General features: G+C 48.6%; 23 protein-coding genes. 10 read left to right on the top strand and 13 right to left on the bottom strand.

The window, feature by feature from the left end:
* Positions 1 to 4: 4 nt before the first annotated feature.
* Together ACYVE4_RS03655 and ACYVE4_RS03650 are read right to left on the bottom strand one after the other, a co-directional pair.
* Positions 5 to 1939 (bottom strand): caspase family protein, encoded by a 1935-nt coding sequence (locus tag ACYVE4_RS03655; protein ID WP_460995552.1) that lies wholly within the window; start codon positions 1937 to 1939, stop codon positions 5 to 7.
* A 4-nt stretch (positions 1940 to 1943) separates the two neighbouring features.
* A complete protein-coding gene (locus ACYVE4_RS03650) occupies positions 1944 to 2081 on the bottom strand; it encodes a hypothetical protein (RefSeq protein ID WP_460995551.1) in 138 nt (45 codons plus the stop codon).
* 570 nt (positions 2082 to 2651) lie between these two features.
* Here ACYVE4_RS03650 and ACYVE4_RS03645 point away from each other — a divergent pair.
* A complete protein-coding gene (locus ACYVE4_RS03645; protein ID WP_460995550.1) occupies positions 2652 to 2957 on the top strand; it encodes a putative quinol monooxygenase in 306 nt (101 codons plus the stop codon).
* A gap of 49 nt (positions 2958 to 3006) precedes the next feature.
* On the opposite strand, the gene ACYVE4_RS03640 is transcribed toward ACYVE4_RS03645, so the two are convergent.
* Together ACYVE4_RS03640 and ACYVE4_RS03635 are read right to left on the bottom strand one after the other, a co-directional pair.
* The gene (locus ACYVE4_RS03640) at positions 3007 to 3735 is read right to left on the bottom strand and encodes a LytR/AlgR family response regulator transcription factor (protein WP_460995549.1); all 729 of its coding nucleotides are present in this window, start codon (positions 3733 to 3735) and stop codon (positions 3007 to 3009) included.
* Positions 3704 to 4744 carry a sensor histidine kinase gene (locus ACYVE4_RS03635; protein ID WP_460995548.1) on the bottom strand — a complete coding sequence of 347 codons (1041 nt, stop codon included), beginning with the start codon at positions 4742 to 4744 and terminating at the stop codon, positions 3704 to 3706. Before ACYVE4_RS03635 ends, ACYVE4_RS03640 begins: the two co-directional genes overlap by 32 nt.
* A gap of 279 nt (positions 4745 to 5023) precedes the next feature.
* Between ACYVE4_RS03635 and ACYVE4_RS03630 the strand changes: the two genes are divergently transcribed.
* Positions 5024 to 5938, top strand: coding sequence for an ABC transporter ATP-binding protein (locus ACYVE4_RS03630; RefSeq protein ID WP_460995572.1), 915 nt, complete (start codon positions 5024 to 5026; stop codon positions 5936 to 5938).
* Positions 5935 to 9534, top strand: coding sequence for an ABC transporter permease/M1 family aminopeptidase (locus ACYVE4_RS03625; RefSeq protein ID WP_460995547.1), 3600 nt, complete (start codon positions 5935 to 5937; stop codon positions 9532 to 9534). The genes ACYVE4_RS03630 and ACYVE4_RS03625 overlap by 4 nt, the downstream gene beginning before the upstream one ends.
* Before the next feature lie 66 nt (positions 9535 to 9600).
* Here ACYVE4_RS03625 and ACYVE4_RS03620 read toward each other — a convergent pair whose 3' ends face one another.
* The 3 genes from ACYVE4_RS03620 to ACYVE4_RS03610 form a co-directional block, all read right to left on the bottom strand.
* A complete protein-coding gene (locus ACYVE4_RS03620; RefSeq protein WP_460995546.1) occupies positions 9601 to 12714 on the bottom strand; it encodes an ATP-binding protein in 3114 nt (1037 codons plus the stop codon).
* 11 nt (positions 12715 to 12725) lie between these two features.
* Positions 12726 to 12869 (bottom strand): hypothetical protein, encoded by a 144-nt coding sequence (locus tag ACYVE4_RS03615; protein ID WP_460995545.1) that lies wholly within the window; start codon positions 12867 to 12869, stop codon positions 12726 to 12728.
* A gap of 168 nt (positions 12870 to 13037) precedes the next feature.
* On the bottom strand, positions 13038 to 14243 hold the full coding sequence (locus tag ACYVE4_RS03610; protein ID WP_460995544.1) for an FAD-dependent monooxygenase: 1206 nt from the start codon (positions 14241 to 14243) through the stop codon (positions 13038 to 13040).
* Positions 14244 to 14363: 120 nt separating this feature from the next.
* Here ACYVE4_RS03610 and ACYVE4_RS03605 point away from each other — a divergent pair, with 120 nt between their 5' ends.
* Complete coding sequence (locus ACYVE4_RS03605; protein WP_460995543.1) at positions 14364 to 14987, top strand: MarR family winged helix-turn-helix transcriptional regulator; 624 nt, start codon at positions 14364 to 14366, stop codon at positions 14985 to 14987.
* A 428-nt stretch (positions 14988 to 15415) separates the two neighbouring features.
* Here the strand turns inward: ACYVE4_RS03605 and ACYVE4_RS03600 are convergent, their stop codons facing one another.
* Entirely contained in the window at positions 15416 to 16135 is a 720-nt protein-coding gene (locus tag ACYVE4_RS03600; RefSeq protein ID WP_460995542.1) for a hypothetical protein, read from the bottom strand.
* A 784-nt stretch (positions 16136 to 16919) separates the two neighbouring features.
* On the opposite strand from ACYVE4_RS03600, the gene ACYVE4_RS03595 reads away from it, so the two are divergent.
* Positions 16920 to 17369, top strand: coding sequence for a response regulator (locus ACYVE4_RS03595; RefSeq protein ID WP_460995541.1), 450 nt, complete (start codon positions 16920 to 16922; stop codon positions 17367 to 17369).
* Between the two features lie 353 nt (positions 17370 to 17722).
* Entirely contained in the window at positions 17723 to 18067 is a 345-nt protein-coding gene (locus ACYVE4_RS03590; protein WP_460995540.1) for a hypothetical protein, read from the top strand.
* A 59-nt stretch (positions 18068 to 18126) separates the two neighbouring features.
* On the opposite strand, the gene ACYVE4_RS03585 is transcribed toward ACYVE4_RS03590, so the two are convergent.
* The 5 genes from ACYVE4_RS03585 to ACYVE4_RS03565 all read right to left on the bottom strand — a co-directional run bounded on the left by ACYVE4_RS03585 (position 18127) and on the right by ACYVE4_RS03565 (position 21753).
* A complete protein-coding gene (locus ACYVE4_RS03585; protein ID WP_460995539.1) occupies positions 18127 to 19128 on the bottom strand; it encodes a hypothetical protein in 1002 nt (333 codons plus the stop codon).
* 43 nt (positions 19129 to 19171) lie between these two features.
* Positions 19172 to 20431 (bottom strand): MFS transporter, encoded by a 1260-nt coding sequence (locus ACYVE4_RS03580; RefSeq protein ID WP_460995538.1) that lies wholly within the window; start codon positions 20429 to 20431, stop codon positions 19172 to 19174.
* The gene (locus tag ACYVE4_RS03575; RefSeq protein ID WP_460995537.1) at positions 20425 to 20796 is read right to left on the bottom strand and encodes a DMT family protein; all 372 of its coding nucleotides are present in this window, start codon (positions 20794 to 20796) and stop codon (positions 20425 to 20427) included. Before ACYVE4_RS03575 ends, ACYVE4_RS03580 begins: the two co-directional genes overlap by 7 nt.
* Before the next feature lie 415 nt (positions 20797 to 21211).
* Positions 21212 to 21436, bottom strand: coding sequence for a DUF2141 domain-containing protein (locus tag ACYVE4_RS03570; protein WP_460995536.1), 225 nt, complete (start codon positions 21434 to 21436; stop codon positions 21212 to 21214).
* Between the two features lie 125 nt (positions 21437 to 21561).
* Positions 21562 to 21753: a cold-shock protein gene (locus ACYVE4_RS03565; protein WP_460995535.1), complete on the bottom strand. Its 192-nt coding sequence runs from the start codon at positions 21751 to 21753 to the stop codon at positions 21562 to 21564.
* 304 nt (positions 21754 to 22057) lie between these two features.
* Between ACYVE4_RS03565 and ACYVE4_RS03560 the strand changes: the two genes are divergently transcribed.
* The 4 genes from ACYVE4_RS03560 (at position 22058) to ACYVE4_RS03545 (ending at position 24651) form a co-directional block, all read left to right on the top strand.
* Positions 22058 to 22510, top strand: coding sequence for a cold-shock protein (locus ACYVE4_RS03560; RefSeq protein ID WP_460995534.1), 453 nt, complete (start codon positions 22058 to 22060; stop codon positions 22508 to 22510).
* A gap of 398 nt (positions 22511 to 22908) precedes the next feature.
* On the top strand, positions 22909 to 23079 hold the full coding sequence (locus ACYVE4_RS03555) for a hypothetical protein (protein WP_460995533.1): 171 nt from the start codon (positions 22909 to 22911) through the stop codon (positions 23077 to 23079).
* Between the two features lie 75 nt (positions 23080 to 23154).
* Positions 23155 to 23538: a hypothetical protein gene (locus ACYVE4_RS03550; protein WP_460995532.1), complete on the top strand. Its 384-nt coding sequence runs from the start codon at positions 23155 to 23157 to the stop codon at positions 23536 to 23538.
* A 75-nt stretch (positions 23539 to 23613) separates the two neighbouring features.
* Entirely contained in the window at positions 23614 to 24651 is a 1038-nt protein-coding gene (locus tag ACYVE4_RS03545; RefSeq protein ID WP_460995531.1) for a fatty acid desaturase, read from the top strand.
* Positions 24652 to 25080: the final 429 nt, after the last annotated feature.

Below are 25080 nucleotides of genomic sequence, written 5' to 3'. Positions count from 1 at the left end.
CAGGTTATGGGTTTGGTTTATCAATCCAGAATAGGTATGTCAATAACCCCGCCTGATCTATACCGATTGTCTGATTAGGGGTGTTCTGTAAGCGTTTTCCCAGCAATATGAGAAGTGGGTGTGTCGGTGTGGTACTAGTGACCTTCCCTCCTCTCGATTGTAGTAGCGTATCTAGATCTGGTGGCTGTGCAGACAGTAGAATTTTGAACGTCTCCAGACCCAGCGGTGGCATAATGTCGAGGATATTATAAGTGCGACGTTGGCCAGGCTGCAGCCAGAGCGAATCGACGGGGTAGTGGCTATTAGGTAACGATATACTCAGTTCGGCATTGGGCTGAATATCGATCAGCGTTACGTAGTAAGGCCGTTTGCCAGTGTTACGAAGCGTAAAAACCGCCTGTTGGTCAGTCCGCAGTATGGGTAGGCCGTTGCGTACTTTGGCGGTGTAGGTTGCCAGCACCCGATCAGCGGCAGCATCGAGTTGGGCTGGGGTTAGGCTTGCCTCTACTTGCATATCCTGATTGAACATCGTCAGATCGCGAAGCCAATCGGCCTGTGCGTGGGCCAGCAAGCGGGACGGTAATGTAGTTAAATGCGCCAGGCTAATTGTCTCGACGGGTTCTCCATCACCCGCTCTGCAAAGAGCCAGACCGTCACCAACAGGCCGGATGAGCCAGTCTGCCTCGTTCGGTACGAGGGTGATGCCTGGCAGGGCCTGGAGCCATTCGGCTATTTCCGTACGACGGGGTAGGTTGTCGGGTAAGGTAACGCGGGAATTGCCGGGTTGGAATGCTTGCCTGAGCAGTGTGGTTTGTACCTGCACCGAATCGGCATTGGGCAGAGGGTCGATTAGCTCGACAATCGATTCCAAGGGTGTGGCTTCGAGCACGCGGCCCATTAGCGAATCGTTCCGGCTGCCGTCGCTCCGTGTCACCCATACCGTCATGGTAGAGCCAGGGAGGTAACCCTGCAAGCCACCTTTCAAATGCCGGAATTTCCGTTGATCGTCTAGTTTAACTGTTGATAGTCGCGAGGGGAGTACCAAATCGCCCCCCAACAGCCGATGTTGCGCGTTACCTTCGAGAGTAGGCATTGGTGTACCTCTGCGTTGTCGAAAGGCTTCGCGTCGCACAACCGTCAGTAGTTGAGCGAATAGAGTTTTATAGGTTGTTTGCTCGTCGATGGTTAACATAGCTTCGGCGAATCCGAAGGCCATCGGTCCCGCCAGCTGGTTAGTGTAGTCGAGCAATTCGTATTGGTCTTGGCTGGCGGATGCTCCGGCTATTAGCACTACCGCGCCAGATTCCTGAACAGCTCGCAAAGCGTTCAGTGGCTCGTCAAGCCAACCCGATACGGTGTTGGTAGCCAGTGAATCGGGTGTGGGATTACGGCGGATGTTGTCCGTGCGAAGTCGACCCTGCCCGCCTGATACCGTACCCGAATAGCAAGTGTCCAGCAGCAGTAGTACATGGCCCGAAGGCCCCACCGCCCGTCTTAGCCGGTCGAGATACAGACCCAGTTCGTCGTCGCGGATAAAAAGAGTTGACTGGGCATAACCGGCAATGGTAGGTAGAGGGGCATCGTAAGGAACGAGGGCTTCGTCAAGATGATCTTTTTCGTCACCGTCAGGCTGGTCGGGGAGTTGCGTACCGTGTCCTCCGTAGTGGATAACGACTTTGTCACCCGGCCGACACTGCCTGACCAAGCTATCGAGCACATTCCGAATCGCGATGGCTCGGGCATCATGGTTGGCCAGCAATCTTACCGAAAAGCCCTGCCGGTTCAGCGTTTGGGTCATCCAGTATATGTCGCGGTTGGTACCAAGTCCCTTACGGCCCGGCGGATATTGTCCAATTTCGATCAGTAATCCATGTTTGGCAGCTGGCGCTAGATGAGCCACTAGCAGCCCAACAAGCAGCAATAGATATCGCGCAGACATTATTTCAGGGAAGTAGTTCTAGCAATTCGACGGCTACTTCATGGTCTAGATGGCTGGGTATGGTTCTGCCCGAACCATACAGTTCTTCACGGACAGTTTGGGTGAACGCACGAAGTTGATCGAAGGCTGGAGAGAAGGACATATTGTTTCAAATGCTGCCGGTTAGATAGAGGCTAATAAACAACTAAAAATAGCCGTTTTGCTATCATCAAACAATAAAAGTTTCCTTAGGGCGTGTTGACAATTAGATTTAGGCAGATCAGTTTACTAATTGCCTCGTTCTATTCCTATCTTATCTGTCCACTTTCATTTGACGACGTACCTTAAGAGCATCTGAAATTCCTTCTCTTATGAAAGGAGTATACCTGTTCGAATTGCTACCCGAATTCACAACCCGTATCTATAGGTGCCATAAACATACCCTTACGTTCTGGACGATTACTATGAAATGTACAAACTCTGGGTCGTGTCTCCGTTAGTATTTTAATACTTGATCGATTAGAAAATTGACCGATAAATAGCTACGTTCGGCCTGGGAAGTTGGTTATTTATACTATACAGACATTTACAGGCTATGATAAATAAGCTAAACCTGCGCCAGAAGTTAATTACTGATACTCGTTGCCATGGCTTACGGCTGTTGCTACTGCTTACAGCAAGTTTATTGACTTTGGTATGCACTGAGCAAGCTTTTGCTCAAACTAAAGCGCAAATGGTACGAATCGCTAAAATTGTGGTTGATCCGGCACAGTTGGAAGCTTATAAGGCGCTTGCGAAAGAAGAAATTGAAGCGTCAATACGGCTAGAACCAGGTGTATTGACGCTATATGCCGTAGCCGAAAAAGATAACCCCACACACTTTACAATTCTGGAAATCTATACCGATGCCAATGCCTACAAAGCGCATATACAGACCCCACATTTTTTGAAGTATAAAAATGGAACAAAGGACATGGTAAAGTCGCTGGAACTGGTATCGGTTGATCCGCTAGTGCCCGGTATGAAAATTAAAGATTAGACCGAGGAGGAGCAAACCGTATTCAGACGGAGACACTACCAGGCTCTGCTTACTGTAACCCTTTCAGCAGTTTATAAAAAGCCTCGGCATACGTATCACTGATCGGAATGATTTGGTCTGCAATCTGAATTCTGTTTTTCTCGATGTGATCAATTTTGTCGATAGCAACCAGAAACGACTTGTGCACACGGGCAAACTCATGAGATGGCAACAACTCTTCTAGTTTGGCGAAACTCAACAGCGTCATAATCTTCTCCTTAGGAGTATAAATTCGTAAATAGTCTTTCATACCCTCCACAAAGAGTATATCGCGGGTCGCCACTTTCTGAATGCGGTGGCCCACCTTCAGAAAAACATACGCCTGTTCAGGCTTCGTTTCCGCTTTTTCCTCCTTTTTTTCCGGGGAATGCCTGGAGCTTTGTTCCTGGTACAGCCGTAAAACGCTTTTGTAAAACCGCTCAAACGTAAAGGGTTTTAGCAGATAGTCTTTCACTTCCAATTCATAGGCCTTTAGCGCATACTGATCATAAGCTGTCGTTAAGATAATCATGGGTTTTGGGATCAACATCGGAATGAAACTTAGCCCATCCAGATCCGGCATGTTGATATCGAGAAACAGCAGATCAGGGCCGTCTTCTGCTAAATAAGGAGCGGCCTCCAGAGGGCTCGCATAAGAGCCTTTTAACGCCAGGAAAGGGACTTTCCGGATGTATTCTTCCAGTATTTCCTGAGCCAGATGCTCATCTTCAATGATGGAGCAGGTGAGCTTTTGGTTCATGCGTCTGTAAATGAAGACCGTGAATGGACAGATTGACCGTAAACGTTTCGCCAGTATTCTCAATGGTAAAGGTATGCTGATCAGGATACAACAAAGACAACCTTTTGCGGACATTAGGCAAACCGATGCCGCCAGGTTCTTCCAGCGCATTAACCGACCGTTTGCCAATGGGGTTCTGTACACTGAAAGCCAGGCTATCGTCTTTTATTGCCACCCTGATCTTCAGCTCGCCTTGTCCTAGGCGGGCGGGGCTGTGTTTGTAAGCGTTTTCCAGCAGGTGGATAAACAGCAAAGGAGCGACGTAGCAGGCTTCTATCTCCCCTTCAACCTGTAGGTCTACCACCGGATTGTTCTTATAGCGGAGCTGCTGCAAACTTATATAATCCCGCAAATAGTCCATTTCTCTCGACAGCGGAACCGTGGACGCATTGGACTCATAAATCATATAACGCATCAACGAGGCCAGTTGCATGACGGCCTCTGGGGCTGTTGAGGCTTGTTTATAAACCAGTGTATGAATATTGTTGAGTGTATTGAAGAGGAAGTGCGGGTTGATCTGCGATTTTAGGTAGTGCAATTCAGCCTCCGCGGCCTGTTTCTCTAGCTGTTCTTTCCTGATCGTATTAAGTACCAGGTTCTCAGTGATCCTGGCCAGCCAGCTTAGGAAAAGAAAGATGGGTATAGTAGATCCCAGGTGAATCCTGTAATACCCCTGAAAAAGAGGCCAGGTGTCCAAAGCTTTGTGATGGAAGGCCAAAAAAGGGAAAGGGCCGGTCAGCACGATTCCCGCCAGTATCAGAAAATAGCCCCATCGCTTTCTCTTACCTGTATAATGGGTCAGTAGATAGAAATGGCTATAAAAAACGTATAAACAGGTCGCTATAAATGCCCAGGTTGTGGTAAGCCAATGGGTATCGCCTTCACCCCCAAGTTGCACGCCAACCAATAAGGTGAATATGAACCAGACGGATAGGTGAATCAGCCGAAAGATTTTTTTAATTCGATCCATAGAACAAAGTTCTTTTTTTCTGCCATACCCAAGCCACCTTCTCGACTAGATGCCCATTCCAATCTACGAAATGTGATATAGAGCCTGCAAGCGCTTTGGCAGAAGCAAAGCCATCCTTGGTCGATTACTTCACTGCATTCGTATATCGGGTTTCACTTTCCGACCCGGTACCCATTGCTTCGCACCGGAATAGATAAAGAAAGCATCGGCAAAGGTGCTTCTCTTCCCTCAATTTAAACGATCAACCGAAGATCATCCGCTAAAATGGGAAATCACCTGTTGGGCCTGTCCATTCGTAATGTCTCTAAAACTTATGTGAATGGCCGGTCCGCCGATGTCGTACAGGCATTAACGAACGTGTCGCTAGACATTCCGCCGGGCATGTATGGACTGCTGGGGCCTAATGGCGCTGGTAAATCAACCCTCATGCGCACGCTTGCTACGTTGCAGGAGCCAGACGAGGGGCAAATATTTCTGGGCGACATCGACGTAGTGAACCAGAAGGAAACTGTCCGCCAAACGCTGGGCTACCTTCCTCAGGAGTTCGGTGTCTACCCGAAAGTTAGTGCGGAGGAGCTGCTCGACTATTTCGCGGTGCTGAAAGGGATTACTAACCGAGCTGTGCGACGGGAAACCATAGAGGCTTTACTCAAACAAACGAACCTCTGGGAAAAACGCAAACAGAAGCTGGGCGGTTACTCAGGCGGCATGCGACAACGCTTTGGCGTAGCAGTGGCCTTACTGGGCAACCCCAAACTACTAATCGTTGATGAGCCAACGGCGGGTCTTGACCCTGCTGAGCGAGTTCGTTTCCTTAACCTGTTAAGCGAATTGGGCGAAGCCAGCGTCGTCATTCTTTCCACCCACATCGTAGAAGATGTTTCGGAGCTGTGCACCAACATGGCCATCATCAACCGGGGCCAAATTCTGCTGGAAGCGCAGCCGCTGGATGCTGTAGCCGCTCTGAAAGGCCGAATCTGGCGCAAACTGACCAATAAACAGGCCCTGCCTGCGCTGGAGCAGGAACACCAGATCATTTCGGCCAAGCTGTTGAGTGGTCGCACCCTAGTGCATGTATATAGTCCCGAGATGCCCGGTAATGGTTTTGAAGCGGTAGAGCCGGACTTGGAGGATGTCTATTTCAGTGCCATGACCGGCCATATTGGAAACCACAAACCGGAGATCATACGATGAAGCTCTGGAAAATCTTTCGCTTTGAATTCGCCTATCTTGGCCAGCGCATCACCACTTGGCTCTGTTTAGCGGTGCTTCTTCTATTTACGCTGGTGATGAATCTGCTCACCACACCGGGCGACGGCGTATACCCAAACAATACTTTCCACATTACAGCCATTACGGTAATTGGGGGCTTTATCTGGCTCGTAATAGGAGCGTCTGTAGCCGGAGAAGCTGCCGCCCGGGACGTGAAAGTACGTATGCATCCGCTTACGTTTACAACGTCTGTTACCAGACTTGATTACCTGAGCGGGCGATTTTTGGCCGCCTTTGCGGTGAATGCGTTGTTGATCCTTTCGTTGCCGTTAGGTGTGCTGCTTTCCTTCTACGTGCCAGGTCTGGATCAGGAAGAATTATTACCGGTTAGGCCCTGGGCTTATCTGAGTGTCTACCTCCTGATCGCCTTACCGAATACGTTTATAGCCACAGCGGTTCAATTCAGTCTGGCAGCCCTTAGCCGCCGGGTAATGACCAGTTATCTGGCCAGCCTGCTCCTGGCCCTTATTGCTCAGGTGATCGTCATGGCTGCGGCACAGCTTTTTGGGAACTGGCACCTGGTACAACTATTGGATCCGGTAGGGGTTGCCGGTATTGTGGGTAGTGAGCTGCAAACCTGGACCCCAACTGAGAAAAATACGCGGCTCATTACGTTGGATGGCATGTTTCTCTGGAATCGCATCTTGTGGCTGAGTGTCGCGATCGGGTTGTTGGGGATTACCTATGTTCGCTTCCGTTTTGCCAATGTCGTACTCAGTAGCTGGTGGAGCCGCTTCAACCAACGGACTACCGAACAGACCGAAACGACACATGAGCGGTCAAGCGTTCGAACAACGGCCATCACGGTTACCGTTCCGCCAGTTCAGCGAATGGTTGGCTTAGGGGTCTACGTCCGTCAGACGCTCACGATTGCGTGGGCATCGTTTATAAAAATAGCCAGGCACCCGTTAGGACTTACCCTGGTTGGTGCTATTGCCTTGGCCTCAGCAGTATTCGGCTATCAAATCATGACGCAGTTTGACATTCCGCTACTACCAACGACTGCGCAGGTGTTAGCCTATCTGAGCCCTCCTGTAGGTAACCTCAGTACCCCATGGGCAGTTATTCCGCTACTCATCATATATTTCATGGGCGAGCTTGTCTGGCAGGAGCGCGATGTCGGCCTGGGTGATATGGCTGATGCAGCTCCCGTACCGGAATGGGTGCTCTTGATCGGTAAATTGCTGGGGTTAGGCCTCGTCATCCTTGCCTGGATAGTCCTGATGATGGCAGGAGGTATTGGAATGCAGTTGGGCCTGGATTACGATAACCTAGAGATAGGCCTGTACCTGCAGACTCTCTTTGGATTACAGTTCATAAACTACCTGCTCTTTGCCTTACTTGCTCTGGTGGTACACGTAGTGGTGAATCAAAAACAGATAAGTTACCTGTTGATGATCTTCCTGTTTAGCTTCATCGCCTTTCCTGCCCTGGTTAAGGTTGAGCACAACTTGCTCATTTTTGGCGCAGACTCGGGATGGAGGTATACCGATATGCGTGGCTTCGGACCTGCCATTGGGCCGTGGCTATGGTTTAAAGCCTATTGGATAGGCTGGGCTTTGCTACTTGCCGTAGGCGCGAGATTGCTTTGGGCAAGGGGACGAGAACAACGTCTGAAATACCGTCTTCAGGTAGCAAAGCGTCGCTTTACCCACTCAACAACCTGGGTTACCGTAATCTCCCTGGGGCTTATCCTTTCCCTGGGGAGCTTCATTTTCTATAATACCAATGTGCTGAACGAGTACCGCAACAACTCCGACATAGCTGAACGCAAGGCTGAATATGAACGGCGGTATGGACAGTACAGAAATACTCCGCAACCCCAGCTTAAGGCTATAAAACTGCACGTCGATATCTACCCCGAAAGGCAGCACGTCGAGATTCGTGCAGCGTATACATTGTTAAATAACACTACAGCACCAATAGACTCTATCCATGTAGGGAGTGTTTCGGGCCTGGCGCCTTCTGAGGTAAAATTTAATAGGCCCGCTGCCGCCGTGCGGATCGACAACGAACTTAGCCACCACATTTATGCACTGAAGCAACCTCTACGACCAGGCGATTCACTACTGCTACACTTTGTTGTTCATTATCAAGAGCAAGGGTTCAGGAATAGCGGCACAAACGCATTGGTGGTAAACAATGGGACCTACTTCACCAATTACGACCTGATGCCAGCCATTGGCTACCAACGCTATAGGGAACTTACAGATGCGGTCATTCGAAAAAAGTATAAGCTTGCTGCGCAACCTGCCATCCCTTCGCTGTATGATCGGGAAGCACGTAGAAAGCCAGTCAGTACAGATCAGGCTACGGTTGAGGCCATTGTCAGTACGGTAGCCGATGAGGTAGCCGTTGCGCCAGGAGCTTTGCACCGATCCTGGACAAAAGGGGATAGACGCTACTTCCATTACAAAACGGACGCTCCTATCGGGAGTGAGTACGCCATCCTATCCGGGAGGTATGCGAGGCTGGAAAGCAAGTGGAAAGATGTTGCGATCAGGATTTACTACCATCCGGGCCATGCCCTCAATATTGACCGTATACTCCGGAGCGTAAAAGCGTCGATGGCCTATTATACGGAGCATTTTGGTCCATACCCATTCAGGCATTTCACGGTAATAGAGCGGGCCGGTAACCAGGGTGGAGCCAGTGCTGATGCCAGCATGATCTATTATGGAGAAGATTATTCGCTGCTGAATCCCGATGATGGACCTACTGGTTTTGACCTACCCTACTATATTTTGGCTCATGAAGTGGCGCATCAGTGGTGGGGAATTTCCAGATTAACACCTGCCTACGTCGAAGGGGCCGGAGTCCTGATCGAGGGGCTTGCCGTATATTCCGGTATGCAGGTTCTGGAAAAGAACTATGGAGACAGGCATTTACGGCGATACCTTACCTATCTACATTCGGCTTATGAAATGCCACGTTCACTGGCAACAGCGTCCTTGCTGCGGGCCAATGAAGACTTTTTATATTATCGAAAGGGTGGGCTCGCCATGTATGCCCTTAGCAAGTATATAGGTAAAGAAAAGGTGAATGGTGCGCTTCGGAGCCTGCTTCAAAAACGAAGCTCAGGAGAGCTACCCCTGCCGACTACCCTGGATCTCTATCAGGAGCTACATAAGGTAACCCCCGACTCCTTACAGTATCTGTTGAACGACTTCTTTAAGAAGAATATGTACTGGCGGCTCAAAACAGAGAAACTGGCTGTAGCAAAAACCAAAGCAGGTACTTGGCAGGTAAGCATGAAGGTCCAGGCTCAAAAGGTACTAATTGACAGTACTGGTAATGAACATGACGAGCCGATGAATGAATGGCTGGAAGTGGGCCTGTATGAGAAAAGCAACGGGGTAGACAGGCCAATCTACCTTCAGATGCACCGCATCCGGTCTGGTAAGCAGACCATTAACGTAACCGTACCGCGAAAGCCTGAACGTGGCGGTATTGATCCTAACTTTCTAATGATCGACCTGAGAATCGACGATAATATGATGCAACTGGAAGAAGAGTAAAGTCAAATGTAGGGAGCCTGGTCACTGGCTGTGGTCCTGATCCGGTTGCGGAAAAGGATAGGAAAACTACGACTGGTTCGCAAATTCGCGGGGTGTTAGCCCATAACTCTTTCGGAAACATTTGGTGAAATAAGCGGGGTTCTCGAAGCCAACCCGATAGGCTGTCTCACTGACAGTCAGTCCTTCGCGGAGGTAGTAGGTTGACTGTTTAAGACGGTACTGGCGCAGCAAATCATTGGCCGATAAACCCGTTAGCGTTTTCACTTTACGAAATAAATTTGAACGGCTCAGGCTTAATTGATTCATCATCGTTTCTACATTGAAGTCGGCATCCGGCAGGTGTGTGTCCATAAGTTGGTAAAGCTGGGCCAGAAAAGGATCAGGCGCTTGAGAAGCTAATGGGGCGGGATCTAAACTATCGAGCGTCGAGCGGACCCAATCCCGTAAGCGCTGTCGACTGGCCAGTTGGTTACGCACTCGCAGTTGCAACTCGGTCACCTGAAAGGGTTTAGTCAGGTAATCATCGGCTCCCTGCGCTAACCCCTCCAACCGACTCTCAACCGACGCTTTGGCCGTTAATAACAGAACAGGAATATGGCTCGTTCGGCTATCATTCTTGAGCCGATTGCAGAGCATAAAGCCATCTAGTTCGGGTTCGGCCTGGATTGATCCAGATTGGATAGACACGACCTCAACGGGCATAAGCACATCGCTAATGACCAGATCCGGCATGAGTTGCATAGCTCTCTCCAATCCCTCCGCGCCATTTCGTGCCCAATGAATCTGGTAATCCCGGGGAAGACTTTGGGTAATAAATTCGGCAAGTTCTCGATTATCCTCTACGATCAGTACGATTGGCCTATAGGCGTGATCATCGTCGATCTCCTTGCTAATCTCCTCCAGCTCGTCCGCAGAAGGGAGTGGAGCCAGCGCCGACTCAGCGGTTACTACTGGACGACAGGGTAAGTAAAGGGTAAAACTCGTGCCCTGGCCCACCGTACTTTCGGCTTTAATCTGCCCCCCTTGTCGTTCGGTGAGTTCTTTCACCAGGGCCAGACCGATACCGGTACCTTCCTGTGGGGTGGTTCCAGTTGCTGAATCATCAGCCGAACGCGGCCGGGTTGCCGTATCACCCACCTGATAAAAGCGATTAAAAATTAAAGGCAGTTGTTCGGCCGCTATACCGATGCCCGTGTCTGTGACAGTGAGCGTGAGCGGAGAAGCGTCCTGAATGGAAACTGTAATGCGCCCGCCTTTGGGTGTGAACTTCAGCGCATTGGAGAGCAAGTTAACCAGGATCTGTTTGAGTTTGTCGGCATCAAACCAGTAGTCTCCCTCAAGGTGGCCGGTAACGGCTAAGGTAATGGTTTGGCTTTCAGCCTGCGCCTGAAACCCGCTGATAACGGTACGAATGAATTCAGTCAGGTTGCCATGCGAAGTATGAACAGGCATCATCCCGGCTTCTAATTTAGCCAGATCCATCAACTGATTAATCAGCCCCAGTAGCTGTCGGGCATGGGTTTCGATCCCAGAAAGTCGCCCCTGAATTGCCGGGGATTGCCCTTCGTGTAACAGTTGTTCGATAGGCCCCAGAATCAGCGTTAGAGGAGTACGGAATTCGTGGGTAATGTTGGTGAAAAACCGACTTTTCATTTCATCCAGTTGCCGTAAGTTATCGGCCTCCATCTGCCGCTGAACAAGCTGCTGGCGTAATCTGTACCGATTAATGATTGATCGATAGAGGAACAGCAGACCACTGGTTAGGACAATGCCCATCAGCAGTAAAAACCAGCCGGTTTTCCAGAAAGGCGGTTGTACAACCAGCCGGAATGTCTGTTGCCTGGTCTCCCATTGGCCCGCTTTTAGCGCTCGATTAACGACAAACGTATAGTTACCAGCAGGCAATTGATAATTGGCTGTAACATCGAGGCCCTCGTCCACATTCCACTGCTGATCGAAGCCTTCCAGGCGAAAGCGAAACGTTGACGAATGCCAGCTCGCGTAAGGGGAAAAACGGATACTGAGTAAGTCGTTCTCCTGGATGGTCAGTGTTATTTGTTCCGGACTGGATGGTCCTAGGCTATCACGCTCTAAACGACGTTTATCAGAATTAGTTTCTAGCCGGGTTCCGTTAACCACTACGTCCAGTAGATTTAAGGGGGGCAATGGCCGCATCTGTTTAAGATCATATTCGTATAATACCCGGCCCGCTGTCACCCACAGCCGATTGGCCGCATTGGGCAAGCAGTCAGACGGTAGCTGCATGGGATGCTGCAGTTCGATGCGCTCAATAACGTCACGCTTTGTATAGCGATATAAGGCTGTCGGGGTCAGGAAGTAGGTATTCCCCTCCGGATCATCAACAATGTCAAACACGGCCTGGCGGGGAAAGCGGGTGGAAGGAATCAGGCGGAATCGCCGGATCTGGCCGGTCGCCGGGTTCAGTAGATCAACTTCGTTATCCAGGCCGACCAGAATAGTGCCATCGGAGCGGACGCACAAGCCGTACGTAAGTAGACTGCCCAGCGATGTAGTCGGATGCTGTGGGTCTGGCCGATAGGCTGTCAGGCTTGCGGTAATGGGGTGGTAGACATATAATCCCTGATCACTGGTAAACCAGATTCTTCCCTGCTTATCCTGGGTAATCCAGCGCACATTCGCTTTCTGATTGAAAACATGATCAACGACTCCTGTGCGCGGGTTAAAGCGGATCATGCCTTGTCCACGTAAACCAATCCAGAGATTAGCCTGGGTATCGGCGAACAGGTAGTGGCAACCATACTTGGCTAAATAATCACGGATCAGTCGTGTGGTGTCGGCCACGCGCCGAATCTGTTGCCGCTGAGGGTCAAAGTAAGGTAGCGCATAGCCTTCATCCTGTTTTAACCAGATGCGACCATCGGGAGAGAATACACAATGATAATAGTAATCTCCTTGCTTGAGCGCTGGATCATGAAATACCCGAAATTGCTTTCCGTCAAACTGCACCAGCCCGTTATGGGTAGCCATCCACAGTCGCCCCTGCTTATCTTCTTCAATTTCGTTGGTTTTCAGGCTAATTCCCGGCGTTTCCCCAATCTGACGGATTAGCCTAGGCATCACCTGCTGGGCCAATAGGTGCCCACTGGTCAACAAGGCCAGCAGGTATCCGGCCAGAATAAATTGGCTAGATTGTCTCAAAAACGTAACGATCATAGTTGCCGAATGCTATCGGTACCAGGTGATTTTTTGATGCCACCGGGCAGGGATAAAATTAGTGAATCAGCCAGAGATTTAATAAAAACGGCACCTATAACGACTGACCAGGGCGATTCGCTCGGCAAAAGAGCTTGCATTGGATGTGCTAAACCGGAATTGTCTCTGCGTTTTATCTTCAGCAAAAAACACTAGCAATAGATTTCTGGCCGATACCAGCCTGGCAAAGTGCCCGCCATGCCTTCTCCAGAATAGTGGACAGAATTTGGGGATTACCACCTTTGTAAGCAAACTGACTACCCTATCAATTAGTGATAATCAGGCAGGTCGATACCTTCTTTTTCTTCCTCGGCATCGTCGGAGCTGAATAGACCGACTACCTTCTGAACCGGTTTGCTGGCCACAATCCCAGCCACCGTATTGAGCACCGACACGCCGAATTTCGTTTCGGGATACACCAGCTTGGGGGTACCCGGCGGTAGTTTCTGCACCTCGTCTACGTAAGGGCGCATCAGCTTTTCGTAAGCCGCAAAGGCATCCTCGTGCCGTTCGTGTCGCGACAGTTCACCGGCTAGCACATAAGCTCCCACAATGGCCAGAGTCGTTCCTTTTCCACTGATGGGTGTAGGGCAATAGGCTGCGTCGCCAATCATCGCGACCCGCCCGTCTGACCAGCGCGGAGCTTTGATCTGTCCGGCTTTGTCGAGGTACAGGTCATCCGTTCCGTCAATGGCCTGACGGATGCGGTCGGCTTCCCAGCCCGCACCGGCCAGTTTTGCCTTCAGTATGTTTTTCTGCTCGTCGATCGGTTGTTTCTCGTGGGTTTCACTCTTGTCTTCCAGGAAAGCCACCGACGCCCGAATAGTGCCCTTGTTGTCGGGGCGGAGCATGAGCACCCGGCGGTCGACGGCGGTGTACCAGCGCCACCAGTCGTTGTCGTTTTTCTGCCGGGGGATGGTCATGTAGGATATATACAGACCTAGTGATTTGAACTGGGGTTCGTCGCCAAACATAAGCTGCCGGGTTTTCGACCGAACCCCATCGGCCGCAATGACCAGATGAAAGGTTTCGGTTTTGCCGCTGGCGAACGTTACTGACACATCGTCGGGATGCTGCTCCAGGGCCGTTATCGAATCGCCGAATCGATAATCGACGTACTCCTTCGAGCAATCATAAAGAATCTTAACCAAGTCGCCCCGCAGAATTTCCAGTTCGCGGGTTCCAGTGAGCGATGCATCTTTGGGAAACTCACCCGCTACCTCGCCATCCTGCCCGATAATCTGTAAACCGACTTCGGTGGTATTCTGAGCCAGGATAGCGGCCTCGATGCCCATTTTTCGGACGACCTTCCGGGCTGGACCATTGACGTCGATATTCTGCCCACCCAGGCGCAGGGCCGGTGCCCGTTCAACAACGGTAATGGCGAATCCGTATTTGGCCAGCCAGAAGGCCATTGTTGGACCAGCAATGCTGGCTCCAGCTATTAGTACTTTTTTGGCTACTGATGAAGGCATGATTCACAATTAAGCTTTTGACTCATAAAGCATTGTAGCTTTATGCCCGTCATTACCGACGAACGATAAAATAACTATTTCGTATCATTGTTGTTTATTTAGTACGAAAATAAAATAAATATGCCCCACGTATCGGCTATTCCCGTTCTGACAGCCTGGGAGCGTTTCTGCGACGAGCAACCACAGGGGAGTCTCCGTGAGTTTGCCAGCTGGCTGCTTAATCATCTCGATCCGCTGCGGCAAACCCCGGAACTACCCAACTCCGAACCCATCATGAAATCGGGGCAGCGGCTGTCGGAAGCGTTCGACAACGACGATTTTCTAGCTGGTTTTTTTATCGGGCGACTTGGTCGGTACGCCAAATCCTACGGCAAGTCGATTATGGCCGAGCATGGTTTCGCCAGCTCCGACGAGTTTCTATTTTTGTCGCTAATTTCCCGGATGGATCAGCCGACCAAGAAGGAAGTGTGCATCGCCAACGCAACGGAGCTTACTACGGGCATGGACATCCTGCGCCGACTAGTCAAAAATGGGCTGGTTCAGGAAACGCCCGATGCTCGCGACGGGCGGGCCAAACGTCTGTCGCTAACTGACCGGGGACAAGCCATGATCAACCGAGTCTATGCGCAGTTTGAGCAGATTCCCACCAGCGTACTGGCCGATCTGGACGAGGTAGAGCGTAGGCAGTTTATCCAAACGCTGACGTACCTCAATAACTACCATTTCCAGTTTTACAAACCCTGATGCCGGTTGAGGCTACGCTGAGCACTTGGTTCCAGCACTTTGGCAAATACAGCCGCTCCCGTCTAGCGAGCTAACTCGTCTTCGGTTCAATACGAACTGCCAGTGTTTTCAATTTCCATAAAAAGCTCCTACTTGAGACGAAGGATTATTCATGTATTTGCCTTCGGGTGATTCAAGAAATGGAAGTTTAGCAGGGTTAGGGTAATAAAACCTTACGTATTTTCATAGAAAACAAAACCCGGCCCTCCAGCGAGACCAGGTTTTGTTTGAATCGATGATAAGAAAACTTACTTCAGGGCTTCACTACTTTCGTGTTCTGGCGCTGATCAGGCGTTATGGCCTGCAACAGGCATACCCTACTCGCCTGACCCGACATCGACTACTCGATGGTCTGAGTAGCCTCCACCTGTTCCCACTGCTCTCCCTGATTAGAATTGTGGAAGGCCCCAGGGTAGGATATGCTTGGCGTTTGGCGAAGTTTGAAGCAGAATTTGCTGGGAACTGGTAGCGATTGGCGGTGTCAGCGTTAGCTCAAACGTGTAATTCCCAACAAGATCTTTCTCCGCCTTATCACCGATCTTAATACCCAACTCGGTATTCTTGCTGGTAAAAGCGTAAATCTGGTCACTGCTGGTTGCTAATTTCGTGACGCTGGGGGGAAATGTACCTTTGTAAGACTTGAATTGCGTAAAATAGGCTTTGGATACGGGATCATACTGATAGATAACGAATGACAAGGCAACGGAGATGCGAGTCATACTCAACATCGTAATCATCTTGATGGTTTGGGCGTTGGCTGCTGTAATCCGGCCTTTGAGAACAATATTGTCATTGGGTAGCATTGACCAATTGGCACTACTAAGCACACCGACCACCTGTTGGTTGAAGATGCCAGTTGCTATAGCTTTGATGTCGGGCGCAATAGGATTATGATCTTTAAAGTTCAAAGCGATTAGGTAGCCAAAAGTAGTGTGCTGGTCTTTGTTAAAACGATAGCCTTGGTTCAGGTCACAGGCGATGGACAATTGGTTCGCAGCAACGCGCGCTTGGCCCGGTTCAGATGGGGGAACAGAATCAGTCGTTGAGCAGGAAACGATAGCTAAATAAAGAAGGCCAAAGGCCAAGGGACGACGAATAAAGGAATTCATTTTGATGGAGAGTTAATGAGGACTGACTAATTAAGAAAATTGGTTGCCAGTGTACATCCAAGGTATCTGTTCCCAACAGGCTTTGCATAAAGCGTGGGCAAGATGATGAGGGTTGGATAAGCTTGTCTGTCAATTGAGAGTGATCGATAAACGGGTAGCCAAGTGAACCGCTTCTCAGTGTTCAAGGCCGGGGCGGGTTTTGATCGGTGTGTCGGTTCGATTGTTGCCCAGATGGGTATGGTTACGAACTGGTTTACATTGCCGATAGGGAAACAGACCCCACGGGTACATTCACTACAAACTGTAGCTAATTGTGCGAAAAAAGACAGTGCGTTGCATGGGTATATAATTTTTGTGAAAACAACTGACCGCCCTGGTCAGTCTTGCCGAAGCGTTCACAAAAGTGGCCTATACAGGGCCGGGTGGGCTATAAAAAATGATCCAAATACTATAAAAAATCAACCAGCTGCCTTTAGATAGGCTAAACTGGTGCCTTAAGCGTCTATCATTAATTTCTGGTAACGAATTCGGGCAGGGTGAGCTGGTAGCAATCCGGTTATTGATACGAGTACGAAACAGATTTTGTTGAAAAGCTGACCTTTGTGTAAAGTCTATTTTGGATAATTATTTTCGCACCCTACCTACGAAAGTATAAAATGGCACATTGCTTGTTAAGCAACTTAACTAGCCGAGTGGGGTTGAACAAGTTAGCCAACTCTGGAGTTCTACGTTTCAGTAGATTGGAATGCCAATCTGTTATAATAAGAATTGCCATTAATAGTCCATGCCAGAACGATTTCGTATTCTACTTGTCGATGATGAACCCGATGTTGCCGAAGTGCTAAATCGGGCAGCAATATATACCTTTCCCGAAGCTGATTTCAGCTATGTTAGCAGTTACTCCGACGCAGTCGCTTACTTAGATGGCTTGAATGGATTAGGGCCTAAGTTGGTGCTGTTGGATATGGACTTACAAAGTGGGTTCAACGGGTTCGACTTTTTAACCCTAGTGCGACAACACCCCAAAGGCTGCGCTTTACCCGTGGTTATGCTCTCCTCCCACACGGCCGAGAAGGAGTGTAAGGAAGCCTTTTTGCGGGGCGCCAATGCCTTTACCAGTAAGCCGTTTGGCTTTAAAGACTGGAAATCCTACGTATCCCAGCTACGCACATACTGGTATCAAACGGTCAGCACCCCCAAACTCTATTTCGACGAAGCCGACGAACCGTTTTAATGGCTGATCAAGACAGGTAATTTCCTGGCCTGGGTTGTGAGTAGGAAAGGATTTAGCCAGTTAACAAGCCGACGGATGGTAACCAAACCGCACTGCTAGCTCCCGCCTGAGACGAGGGAGCCGGTCTCCATAAACATTAGTGCTATTTCCCATCGCTACATTATAGGTATTTCGGGGCAAACAAATACCTAAACCCGTAAACAGCTTATCCCCTGGCGATGAACGCTAAGTAGGCAAACGTATAGGGAGTACGGTTACTTAACCGTCCACTTAGTAAATAACGACCAGGTTTAAAACTATTAGTATCAACGTCAAGTAGTTAGATTCAGTTTTCACGACTTCTAACCCATTCTATGAATAAAAACTACCTGCCATCGGTTGAGCCTACTGATGCTCCTTTAAATCCGCCTTTTATTATTGCCATCAAGAATTGGCAAACAGCCATGGCGCAACTCTACCGAATTCATCAACATATCGAAAGTCAGTTGCTGCTTGTCAAGCAGCAGGATATGCCCAATCCCAAGAATCAGAAAAAGCTTTGCCAGTTGCGAGATGGCATAATCACTATGCTATTAGCTTTTCTTCACGATACCGACAGCACCCATTGCCCCTTAAGCTTGTCCCAGCTCAACCACCATCGGCTACTAGTTGATCAGAAATGTCGCTTGGTTAAAGTCCAACTGGAAAACCTAAATTAATCTTCAACTCCGCCTGTACTTCTGAACAAGCGTGGAACTATCACTCTTATCTATCTCACTTATCGACTGGGTTTGGCTACCACTAATTCATTTAACAAAATGGTCAGATCCGTATTCATTAATCGAATTTGAGTTTCCAGTTGGTTTAGCATAGTCGTGCGGATCAGTAGCTTTTCGGCTGAATATGGCCCACCCGACTGAAAATAAAGGCTTTCCTGGGACAAGTTAATGGTCTTTCTCCCTAGGTGTCGCTTCTTTTCTTCGGCAACAAGGGGTTGCCAATTGGCCCGTAATTGCTGGGCAATAGAAGTGCCTCCCGAAAGGGCATGGGTCAGATAATACCACACAATAGGTGGGAAATGAGCGATATTTGATTGGTTTACCCAAATCGCCTGTAATGGATTAGCTGGATGTTGATAGGAAAGTTGATAAGGCTTAAGCCAGAAGACACTCGAACCGAGTCCGGCTTCTAATAAACCTCCCCCAATATCTACGTATTCACTCGACGGATTGATGTCCTGGATTTGCAGCACCCCACCTAGCAAGGCCGTGAATGCCCCCACCGTAATGGCTGCGATCGTAATTTGTTTCACCCGCGAATTGTCGCGTTTGGTCAGTAAGTCAGCGGCCTGGGATGCGCGTCGGGCTTCGCAATCTAATACGGCCGCTGTACTCGCCACATCAAAATTGGCCAATTGAATTTGATCGGTTATTTGTTGCCGCAAGGCCAGATACCGAGCATCTTTCCAATGACCTGCCGTATCTGCTTCCAACGGTAGCAGTTGCACCAGCTTAGGTGTAAGCCCCATGGCCTGAGCGATCCGTAAGCTGCGGGCGCTGAACCGTTTCACTAACAAAGACTCTTCGGCTGATCCGGCCTGGAGTGCCGCTGGATGAAAAACATAGCCGGAGGTTGAACTCGAGTCCATCTGACACGTTTGGCGGGCGGCTTGGCGAAGGGCGAGTAATGACTGATTCGATGAACAAGACGCTACACTCAGACTGAGCGTCAAAAGCCCGAATAAGCTCTGATAGCTTACAAATTGTAGACCGGATTTCATAATGAGTTGAGTGAGTAAGATGGCTAATGAAAGTACGCCAGCTCTACGTCTGCTTATGAGTCGATGAAGCCAGAAGGGTTGTTTCAGGAACACCTATCCAGGCGACGAGCACAGCGATCAGTGCAATGGCAGCCAATACGAAATAAGTAGTCGTATAGCTGGTACGTTGCAGAACGGCTCCGGCAAAGGCATTACTGAGCGATGCTCCCAACCCAACGGCCGTAGCAATGGCTCCCTGGGTCGTATTAAACAGGCCACTCCCAGCAGTCAGGTCGGAAACAATTAAAATAGACAGCACACCAAACACGCCAGCACCTATTCCATCCAGCACTTGAATAGATACCAGCAGAAGGGGGTCGGATGTCAAGGTGTATAAGATGCCTCGAATGGGTAGAACGGCAAAACCTATGAGCAATAGTCGCTTACGGCCCCCGGGAGCCAGCCGACCCGTTAAATAGCTCACCGGAATCATAACCAACTGAGCCACAATAATACAGGCCGACATATAAACCGAAGAAGTACCAGCGGCAGTGCCTATAGCTAATTGTTGTCCCAGGAGGGGTAACATGGCTGCATTCGCAAAATGAAATAACACACAGGCCAGGGCGAAAAACAGGATAGGCCGATTTCTCAGAATAGCCTGCAACGCCGATTGGTTAACCGCTTGCTGATCGGTCTTTGGCTGACCATCTCCGCGAGCTAGCTGATGATCAATATCGTCTTCCTGAATTAGCCAGACGGAAATACTACTCAGAACTGACATGGCCGCCAACAGGAGAAAGATTCCTTTTGTACTCACATAATAGCCTAGTAGGCCAGCCAGCAAAGCGGCAACTACATTTCCTGCATGATTGAATGTTTCATTACGACCAACACGTCTATCGAACGATTTAGGCCCAACCAGCCCCAGTGTCATAGCGGCAATTGCTGGGGTAAACCAGGCGGCTGCTACACCCATAATGGCCTGTCCTCCAAGGATTACCGGGTAAGTTGGTACGGTTATGGTAATAATGGCGGCCAGGGCAATCAGCAGCGAGGCCACAATCGAGTAAGCGCGCTTCCGGCGGGTTCGATCAACCAGCGCACCCGCCGGTGTTTGAGCGACTACAGTGGCAATGCCCATCACCGACATAGCAATACCGATGGTTTGTGCATCCCAATGCAGGGTTGTTAGCAAGTAAATGGCCAGGTAGGGGCCTAGCCCATCCCGGACATCGGCTAAAAAGAAGTTGGCCCCATCGAGCGCTCGTAAACTACCTGCTGTTGGCCTTTTCTCCACGGAGTTCGCCGACTGAGTTACCATTTTTTGAAGATGAAAAAGACGGCGATAACAATGAACATAAAGCCCACCAGATGATTCCAGGCCAGCTTGTCGGTTTTAAAGAAAAAGAGGGTAATTAACGTGAAAACGATGAGAGAGACGGCCTCCTGAATCGTTTTAAGTTCGAATAGCGAGAAAGGGCCACCTGTTTCAGTAGAGCCAATCCGGTTGGCTGGTACTTGAAACAGGTATTCAAAAAAAGCCAGTCCCCAACTAAGCAGGATGATACCAAACAAGGACAGTTTGGCTAGAAAAGGGTATTGTTTAAGCTGCAAATGGCCATACCAGGCCAGCGTCATAAATGTGTTGGATACCGTCAATAAGGCAATGCAGTAGAGCGCTTTCAAGATGATTAGTTGGATTACAAGGTTTATGCACTTCTGGAAGCAGAACAAATCCGCTCAACCTAACTCGTGTAAAAAGTGTACCAACTTCCTTGTAAGGATACATTAAAATTTTAAAACCTGATTGTTAGCGCGTTATCTCTGGATGTGTTATTCGTTTACTATAATAATATGTAGTATAAAATACTCATGTCTGTCTAGAAATGTACTCATGCTATAGCGGCTCGGATGTAGTCAGATAAGCCCTGAGTCACGACTTTCCTCAGCCAGTCAACAGCCCAACAAGCTGGCTACGGTTAGTTGTTGAGTCTTAACAAACGCTTTCTTAAGGAGATAGAAAGAAGGTTGGGTTTAGCTATAGATTGAGTCGTGGTGACACACCACCAGACAATTAATAAAGGAGGAGGCCGGAATTGAGCTAATAAGCGTGAATTACAATCGTCTTTTCGGCATTCAGTGAAAACAGCATGGCGTCAAACTTGGGTGGTCCAGACGTCCCTTTCGCATCAATGGAGCAGCCCCAGCCTTCTTTGGGCACGCCCAACAGGCTTTTGTTTAGCTTTTGGTTGTTGTTTTCGTCGATAAAAAACCGGACGGCATATCTACCCAGCACGTTTATAGAACTGCTTTTCAAATGGGGCATTGGGTTTGCCTTGGAAACTGCCCAAAGAATAATGGCCGTCAAAAAGGATGGTGACGAAATAAGCCACATAAAAAAGCATGCCTGATCGGGCATGCTTCCAAAACGTTACTGGCTATCGCTACCAATTAGAGGAGTTTGACTTCAACTGCGTTCAGGCCTTTCTTCCCTTGCTCAACTCGAAACGTCACCTGGTCCTGCTCCCGAATCTGATCAATCAGACCAGATACATGGACAAAGATATCATCACCACCGTTACTTGGGCTAATGAAACCAAATCCTTTGGTCTCATTAAAAAATTTAACTGTTCCTTCTTGCATTTTTTGTATGATTTGCCACAAACAACGACAATCTAACCGGCGATTCCTATTAATTACCTTTATTTACTTGATTGCCAGCGTATCCTTACGGGCGAACAAACGTAAATAAACTCGCTTTCTGTGGCATTCGTAAATAATTAAACCCAGGACGCAACTTATTCACTACCCTAGAGGTTCTATCTATAAATGTGGCCCCAATCCGTCGAAACAGGTAACCAGGTTTCGACGGATTGGGGCCACATCGTTTTTAGCCCGGTAGTTGGCTGGAAGCTTTTGCTAATCGTTCACTAAACCAATATTGCCAATGGGTAGATCGCAGGAAACATTTTCTAAAAAAGAGAAAGAAAAGGCCCGGGATAAAAAAAGACAGGATAAAGAAAAGAAAAAAGAAGAGCGCAAAGCCAATCCCACCAAAGGACAAAGCCTGGATACCATGCTGGCTTATGTGGATGAGTATGGTAACCTAACCCATACGCCCCCTGACCTGCAACGCAGGAAAGAGGTAGCCATTGAAGATATTGTGATTGGGGTAAGCAGGCAGGAAAATGTTCCGCATCGGACTACTCGCGAAGGGGTCGTCAGTGCGTATACCGAATCAAAAGGGTATGGTTTTATCAAAGAGGCACACGCTCAGCAGACGATATTTTTCCATAAAAGTGGGCTGATTGATCCAATTCGTCTGAATGACGCTGTCAGCTTCCAGGTTGAAAACACGCCAAAGGGCTTAAGCGCCATCGACATCCGAAAGCTTCGTTAATGTTCGATTTGGGGTAAGTTCCTTCATTGCCAGCAGGATCACAATAGTTGGCCTGTATACACGTTACCTTAGAAGATCAACAGGGTTTTTGTTTCACCCGGATACGCTCTCCACCTTGACAAACTGGCGGTTGTATTCATCTAACCGTCCATCATGTCATTCGACTCTTCTGCTCAACCAGGATTGCCTGTCGGCCGCTTATGCCTAGTCAGGGAGCCTGCTTCGAAAACCGCTTGCTGTTACCGACTCCAGTAGTCTGAGCCAACACGCCTGGGCGCATTGTACACGACCTAAATTCCCGGTAGTGACATGCCTATCGATTGTTGACTGGTGGAGCAGGTCATCGTTTGTCTAAAGTCAAAAATACGGTTAACGCGTCTCTCATTCTAATAAACTCTATGCAAAAAATAACGGCAAAAGATCGGCAACGAATAGCTCACCAGGCAACTGAAGCCAGTAAAAAACCGTACTTAGTGCGAAATATGCCTAAAACGGTGCTTTACCTAACCTGCGAGCAAGCGGCAAAACGCACGGATTTGATTCCCCAGTTTATGCCTACTGCTAGTTGATATGGCAATTTCTGAGGCCAAATACAGATGCAGTACAAGCTATACTAAGAAGTTACTCCTACACCCCTACATACTATGCTATCGATAAACAAACAGGCTTATCTTCAGACCGTACTTAATTGGGTCAGACTAGGTGGATATACAGACATTAAAGCCAATGCCGAAGGCTATCCGATGCCAGCTAGCTATGGACAACGAGGGGGTGAAAAGTCATTTGTCCCCGATGTTACCGGGCAGCAAGATGGCCAAACCTCCTATTTTGAAATCGTCCTTAAAACAAAGGACACGGAAGAACTAACCATTAAGCTGAAACTGCTCCATCAACTAGCTCGATTGCGGGGTGGGCAATTGATTTTACTGACACCAAAAGGCCACGCTATTTTTGCTAAAGCCATTGCTGATGCCAACCAGATATCAGCCGAAATTATCGTACTACCTGATCGTAAGACGGTGAGCTGAACCGGCTCTTAACCCGGCGTTGATCACCACGTTTTACCTATACTTAGACTCAATTTTTCATTTATCGTATTTCCAATGGCTTTTATTGATAAAGTTCTTCAACAACCTTCCTACGGGTGGATTGATCAACATGGCGAATTAATTGTTCCGACAACCAAAGAACTCTATCGTGAAGCCTTTTCCAGAATTAATATTTTTGCTTCCAGAAAGAACTGGATTTCCGCTGTAAGCTGGCTGATGGCGGTTTGTCTGATACCTTTCGTTCTGGTTGCTTTTTTAGTCTATTTTTCTTTCCCGCTATTTGCCTTTGGCATTGTGTACGGTATGATTATCATGAGTACACATGCAACGATCTGGTTTCATCGGTATTGTACCCACAAAGCCTATACGTTTAGCCATCCAATCTGGCGGTTCATCACCCAAAACCTGGTTTTAAAAACATTTCCCGAAGAGATTTATGTGGTATCGCATCATGTTCATCATGCCAAATCTGACCAACCCGGCGACCCTTATAATGCCAGAGGTGGTTTTTGGTATTGTATGTTGTCCGACGTAAATCACCAGAGTATTGCCAAGGATTTAACTGAAGAGGAGTATGCCAAGGCGGCCAATTTTTTGAAACATACGGGAGTATGGATCAACAGCTATCCGGATTATCTGAAATGGGGTTCAGTGGCTTCTCCATACTACACGATTGGGTTATGGCTACTCAACTGGTCCTTTTGGTTCACCGCTTTTTATCTGGTTGGTGGCGTAGGACTGGCTTGTGCTGCCTTCACAGGAGCTTTATTCTGGTTCGTGCTGGTACGTGCCTTCAACTATACGGGCCATGGAAAAGGGGAAGAAAAACACGTGGATGGAATTGATTTTGATCGACGCAACCTTTCGGTGAATCAGACGCGTCCGGGCCTTTTTGCGGGTGAATGGCACAATAATCATCACTTATATCCGAGTAGTGCGCGAGCCGGCTTTCTTCCTTTTCAACTCGATCTGGCCTGGATATATATCTACAGCTTATACAAACTTGGGGCCGTTTCGTCTTACCGAGATCACAAAGCAGATTTCTTAAAAAAGTACGTCAACCAACCGCAACATGAAATTGCCCAATCTTAATTTCCTCCGGCATTTTTAGTCCGCATATGTAAGCTGTATAGCTCAATAATAATCCTTTTTACCAATCTGCCTTACTAATTCATTAGTTAGCCCAATACTGTAGTAATTATAAATTACTGATTATCAAAATAGTCTCCCAGCTGAGACGAAGTAACCATTGACAGAATGTGTTGAATAAACTCATGCTTCCCGCCCGTATAGCCACCTAGGCCAGCATGCGCTTCAAGCCTAAGGCGATAAGCTGAAAAATCTATGCTAAAAGGCTCCTGAATGGGACGTTTTTCTGAACGGTGGTCGAGTAGGAGGGAAGTGTGTAAAAATGGCCTTTTTTGCGTTCAATAAACCCGTTCATTTTAGTAGTTCAGCGTTTTTGATAGAACTGAAGTTTAATTGAACGATCGAGATCAACAAAGCCTCACTTACATAAAT

The organism is Spirosoma harenae, assembly GCF_054776975.1.
The sequence above is the reverse complement of the archived record's forward strand: the minus strand, read 5'-3'. Positions and strand labels throughout refer to the sequence as shown.

Bases quoted from the DNA above. Each gene is read 5' to 3' on its own strand.
- ACYVE4_RS03545 (WP_460995531.1), top strand. From the start codon at position 23,614: ATGGCTTTTATTGATAAAGTTCTTCAACAACCTTCCTACGGGTGGATT.
- ACYVE4_RS03625 (WP_460995547.1), top strand. From the start codon at position 5,935: ATGAAGCTCTGGAAAATCTTTCGCTTTGAATTCGCCTATCTTGGCCAG.
- ACYVE4_RS03585 (WP_460995539.1), bottom strand. From the start codon at position 19,128: ATGAAATCCGGTCTACAATTTGTAAGCTATCAGAGCTTATTCGGGCTT.
- ACYVE4_RS03635 (WP_460995548.1), bottom strand. From the start codon at position 4,744: ATGGATCGAATTAAAAAAATCTTTCGGCTGATTCACCTATCCGTCTGG.
- ACYVE4_RS03600 (WP_460995542.1), bottom strand. From the start codon at position 16,135: ATGAATTCCTTTATTCGTCGTCCCTTGGCCTTTGGCCTTCTTTATTTA.
- ACYVE4_RS03610 (WP_460995544.1), bottom strand. From the start codon at position 14,243: ATGCCTTCATCAGTAGCCAAAAAAGTACTAATAGCTGGAGCCAGCATT.
- ACYVE4_RS03570 (WP_460995536.1), bottom strand. From the start codon at position 21,436: ATGCCCCATTTGAAAAGCAGTTCTATAAACGTGCTGGGTAGATATGCC.
- ACYVE4_RS03615 (WP_460995545.1), bottom strand. From the start codon at position 12,869: ATGCAAGCTCTTTTGCCGAGCGAATCGCCCTGGTCAGTCGTTATAGGT.
- ACYVE4_RS03550 (WP_460995532.1), top strand. From the start codon at position 23,155: ATGCTATCGATAAACAAACAGGCTTATCTTCAGACCGTACTTAATTGG.
- ACYVE4_RS03590 (WP_460995540.1), top strand. From the start codon at position 17,723: ATGAATAAAAACTACCTGCCATCGGTTGAGCCTACTGATGCTCCTTTA.
- ACYVE4_RS03555 (WP_460995533.1), top strand. From the start codon at position 22,909: ATGCAAAAAATAACGGCAAAAGATCGGCAACGAATAGCTCACCAGGCA.
- ACYVE4_RS03595 (WP_460995541.1), top strand. From the start codon at position 16,920: ATGCCAGAACGATTTCGTATTCTACTTGTCGATGATGAACCCGATGTT.
- ACYVE4_RS03655 (WP_460995552.1), bottom strand. From the start codon at position 1,939: ATGTCTGCGCGATATCTATTGCTGCTTGTTGGGCTGCTAGTGGCTCAT.
- ACYVE4_RS03640 (WP_460995549.1), bottom strand. From the start codon at position 3,735: ATGAACCAAAAGCTCACCTGCTCCATCATTGAAGATGAGCATCTGGCT.
- ACYVE4_RS03605 (WP_460995543.1), top strand. From the start codon at position 14,364: ATGCCCCACGTATCGGCTATTCCCGTTCTGACAGCCTGGGAGCGTTTC.
- ACYVE4_RS03580 (WP_460995538.1), bottom strand. From the start codon at position 20,431: ATGGTAACTCAGTCGGCGAACTCCGTGGAGAAAAGGCCAACAGCAGGT.
- ACYVE4_RS03650 (WP_460995551.1), bottom strand. From the start codon at position 2,081: ATGTCCTTCTCTCCAGCCTTCGATCAACTTCGTGCGTTCACCCAAACT.
- ACYVE4_RS03560 (WP_460995534.1), top strand. From the start codon at position 22,058: ATGGGTAGATCGCAGGAAACATTTTCTAAAAAAGAGAAAGAAAAGGCC.
- ACYVE4_RS03565 (WP_460995535.1), bottom strand. From the start codon at position 21,753: ATGCAAGAAGGAACAGTTAAATTTTTTAATGAGACCAAAGGATTTGGT.
- ACYVE4_RS03645 (WP_460995550.1), top strand. From the start codon at position 2,652: ATGGTACGAATCGCTAAAATTGTGGTTGATCCGGCACAGTTGGAAGCT.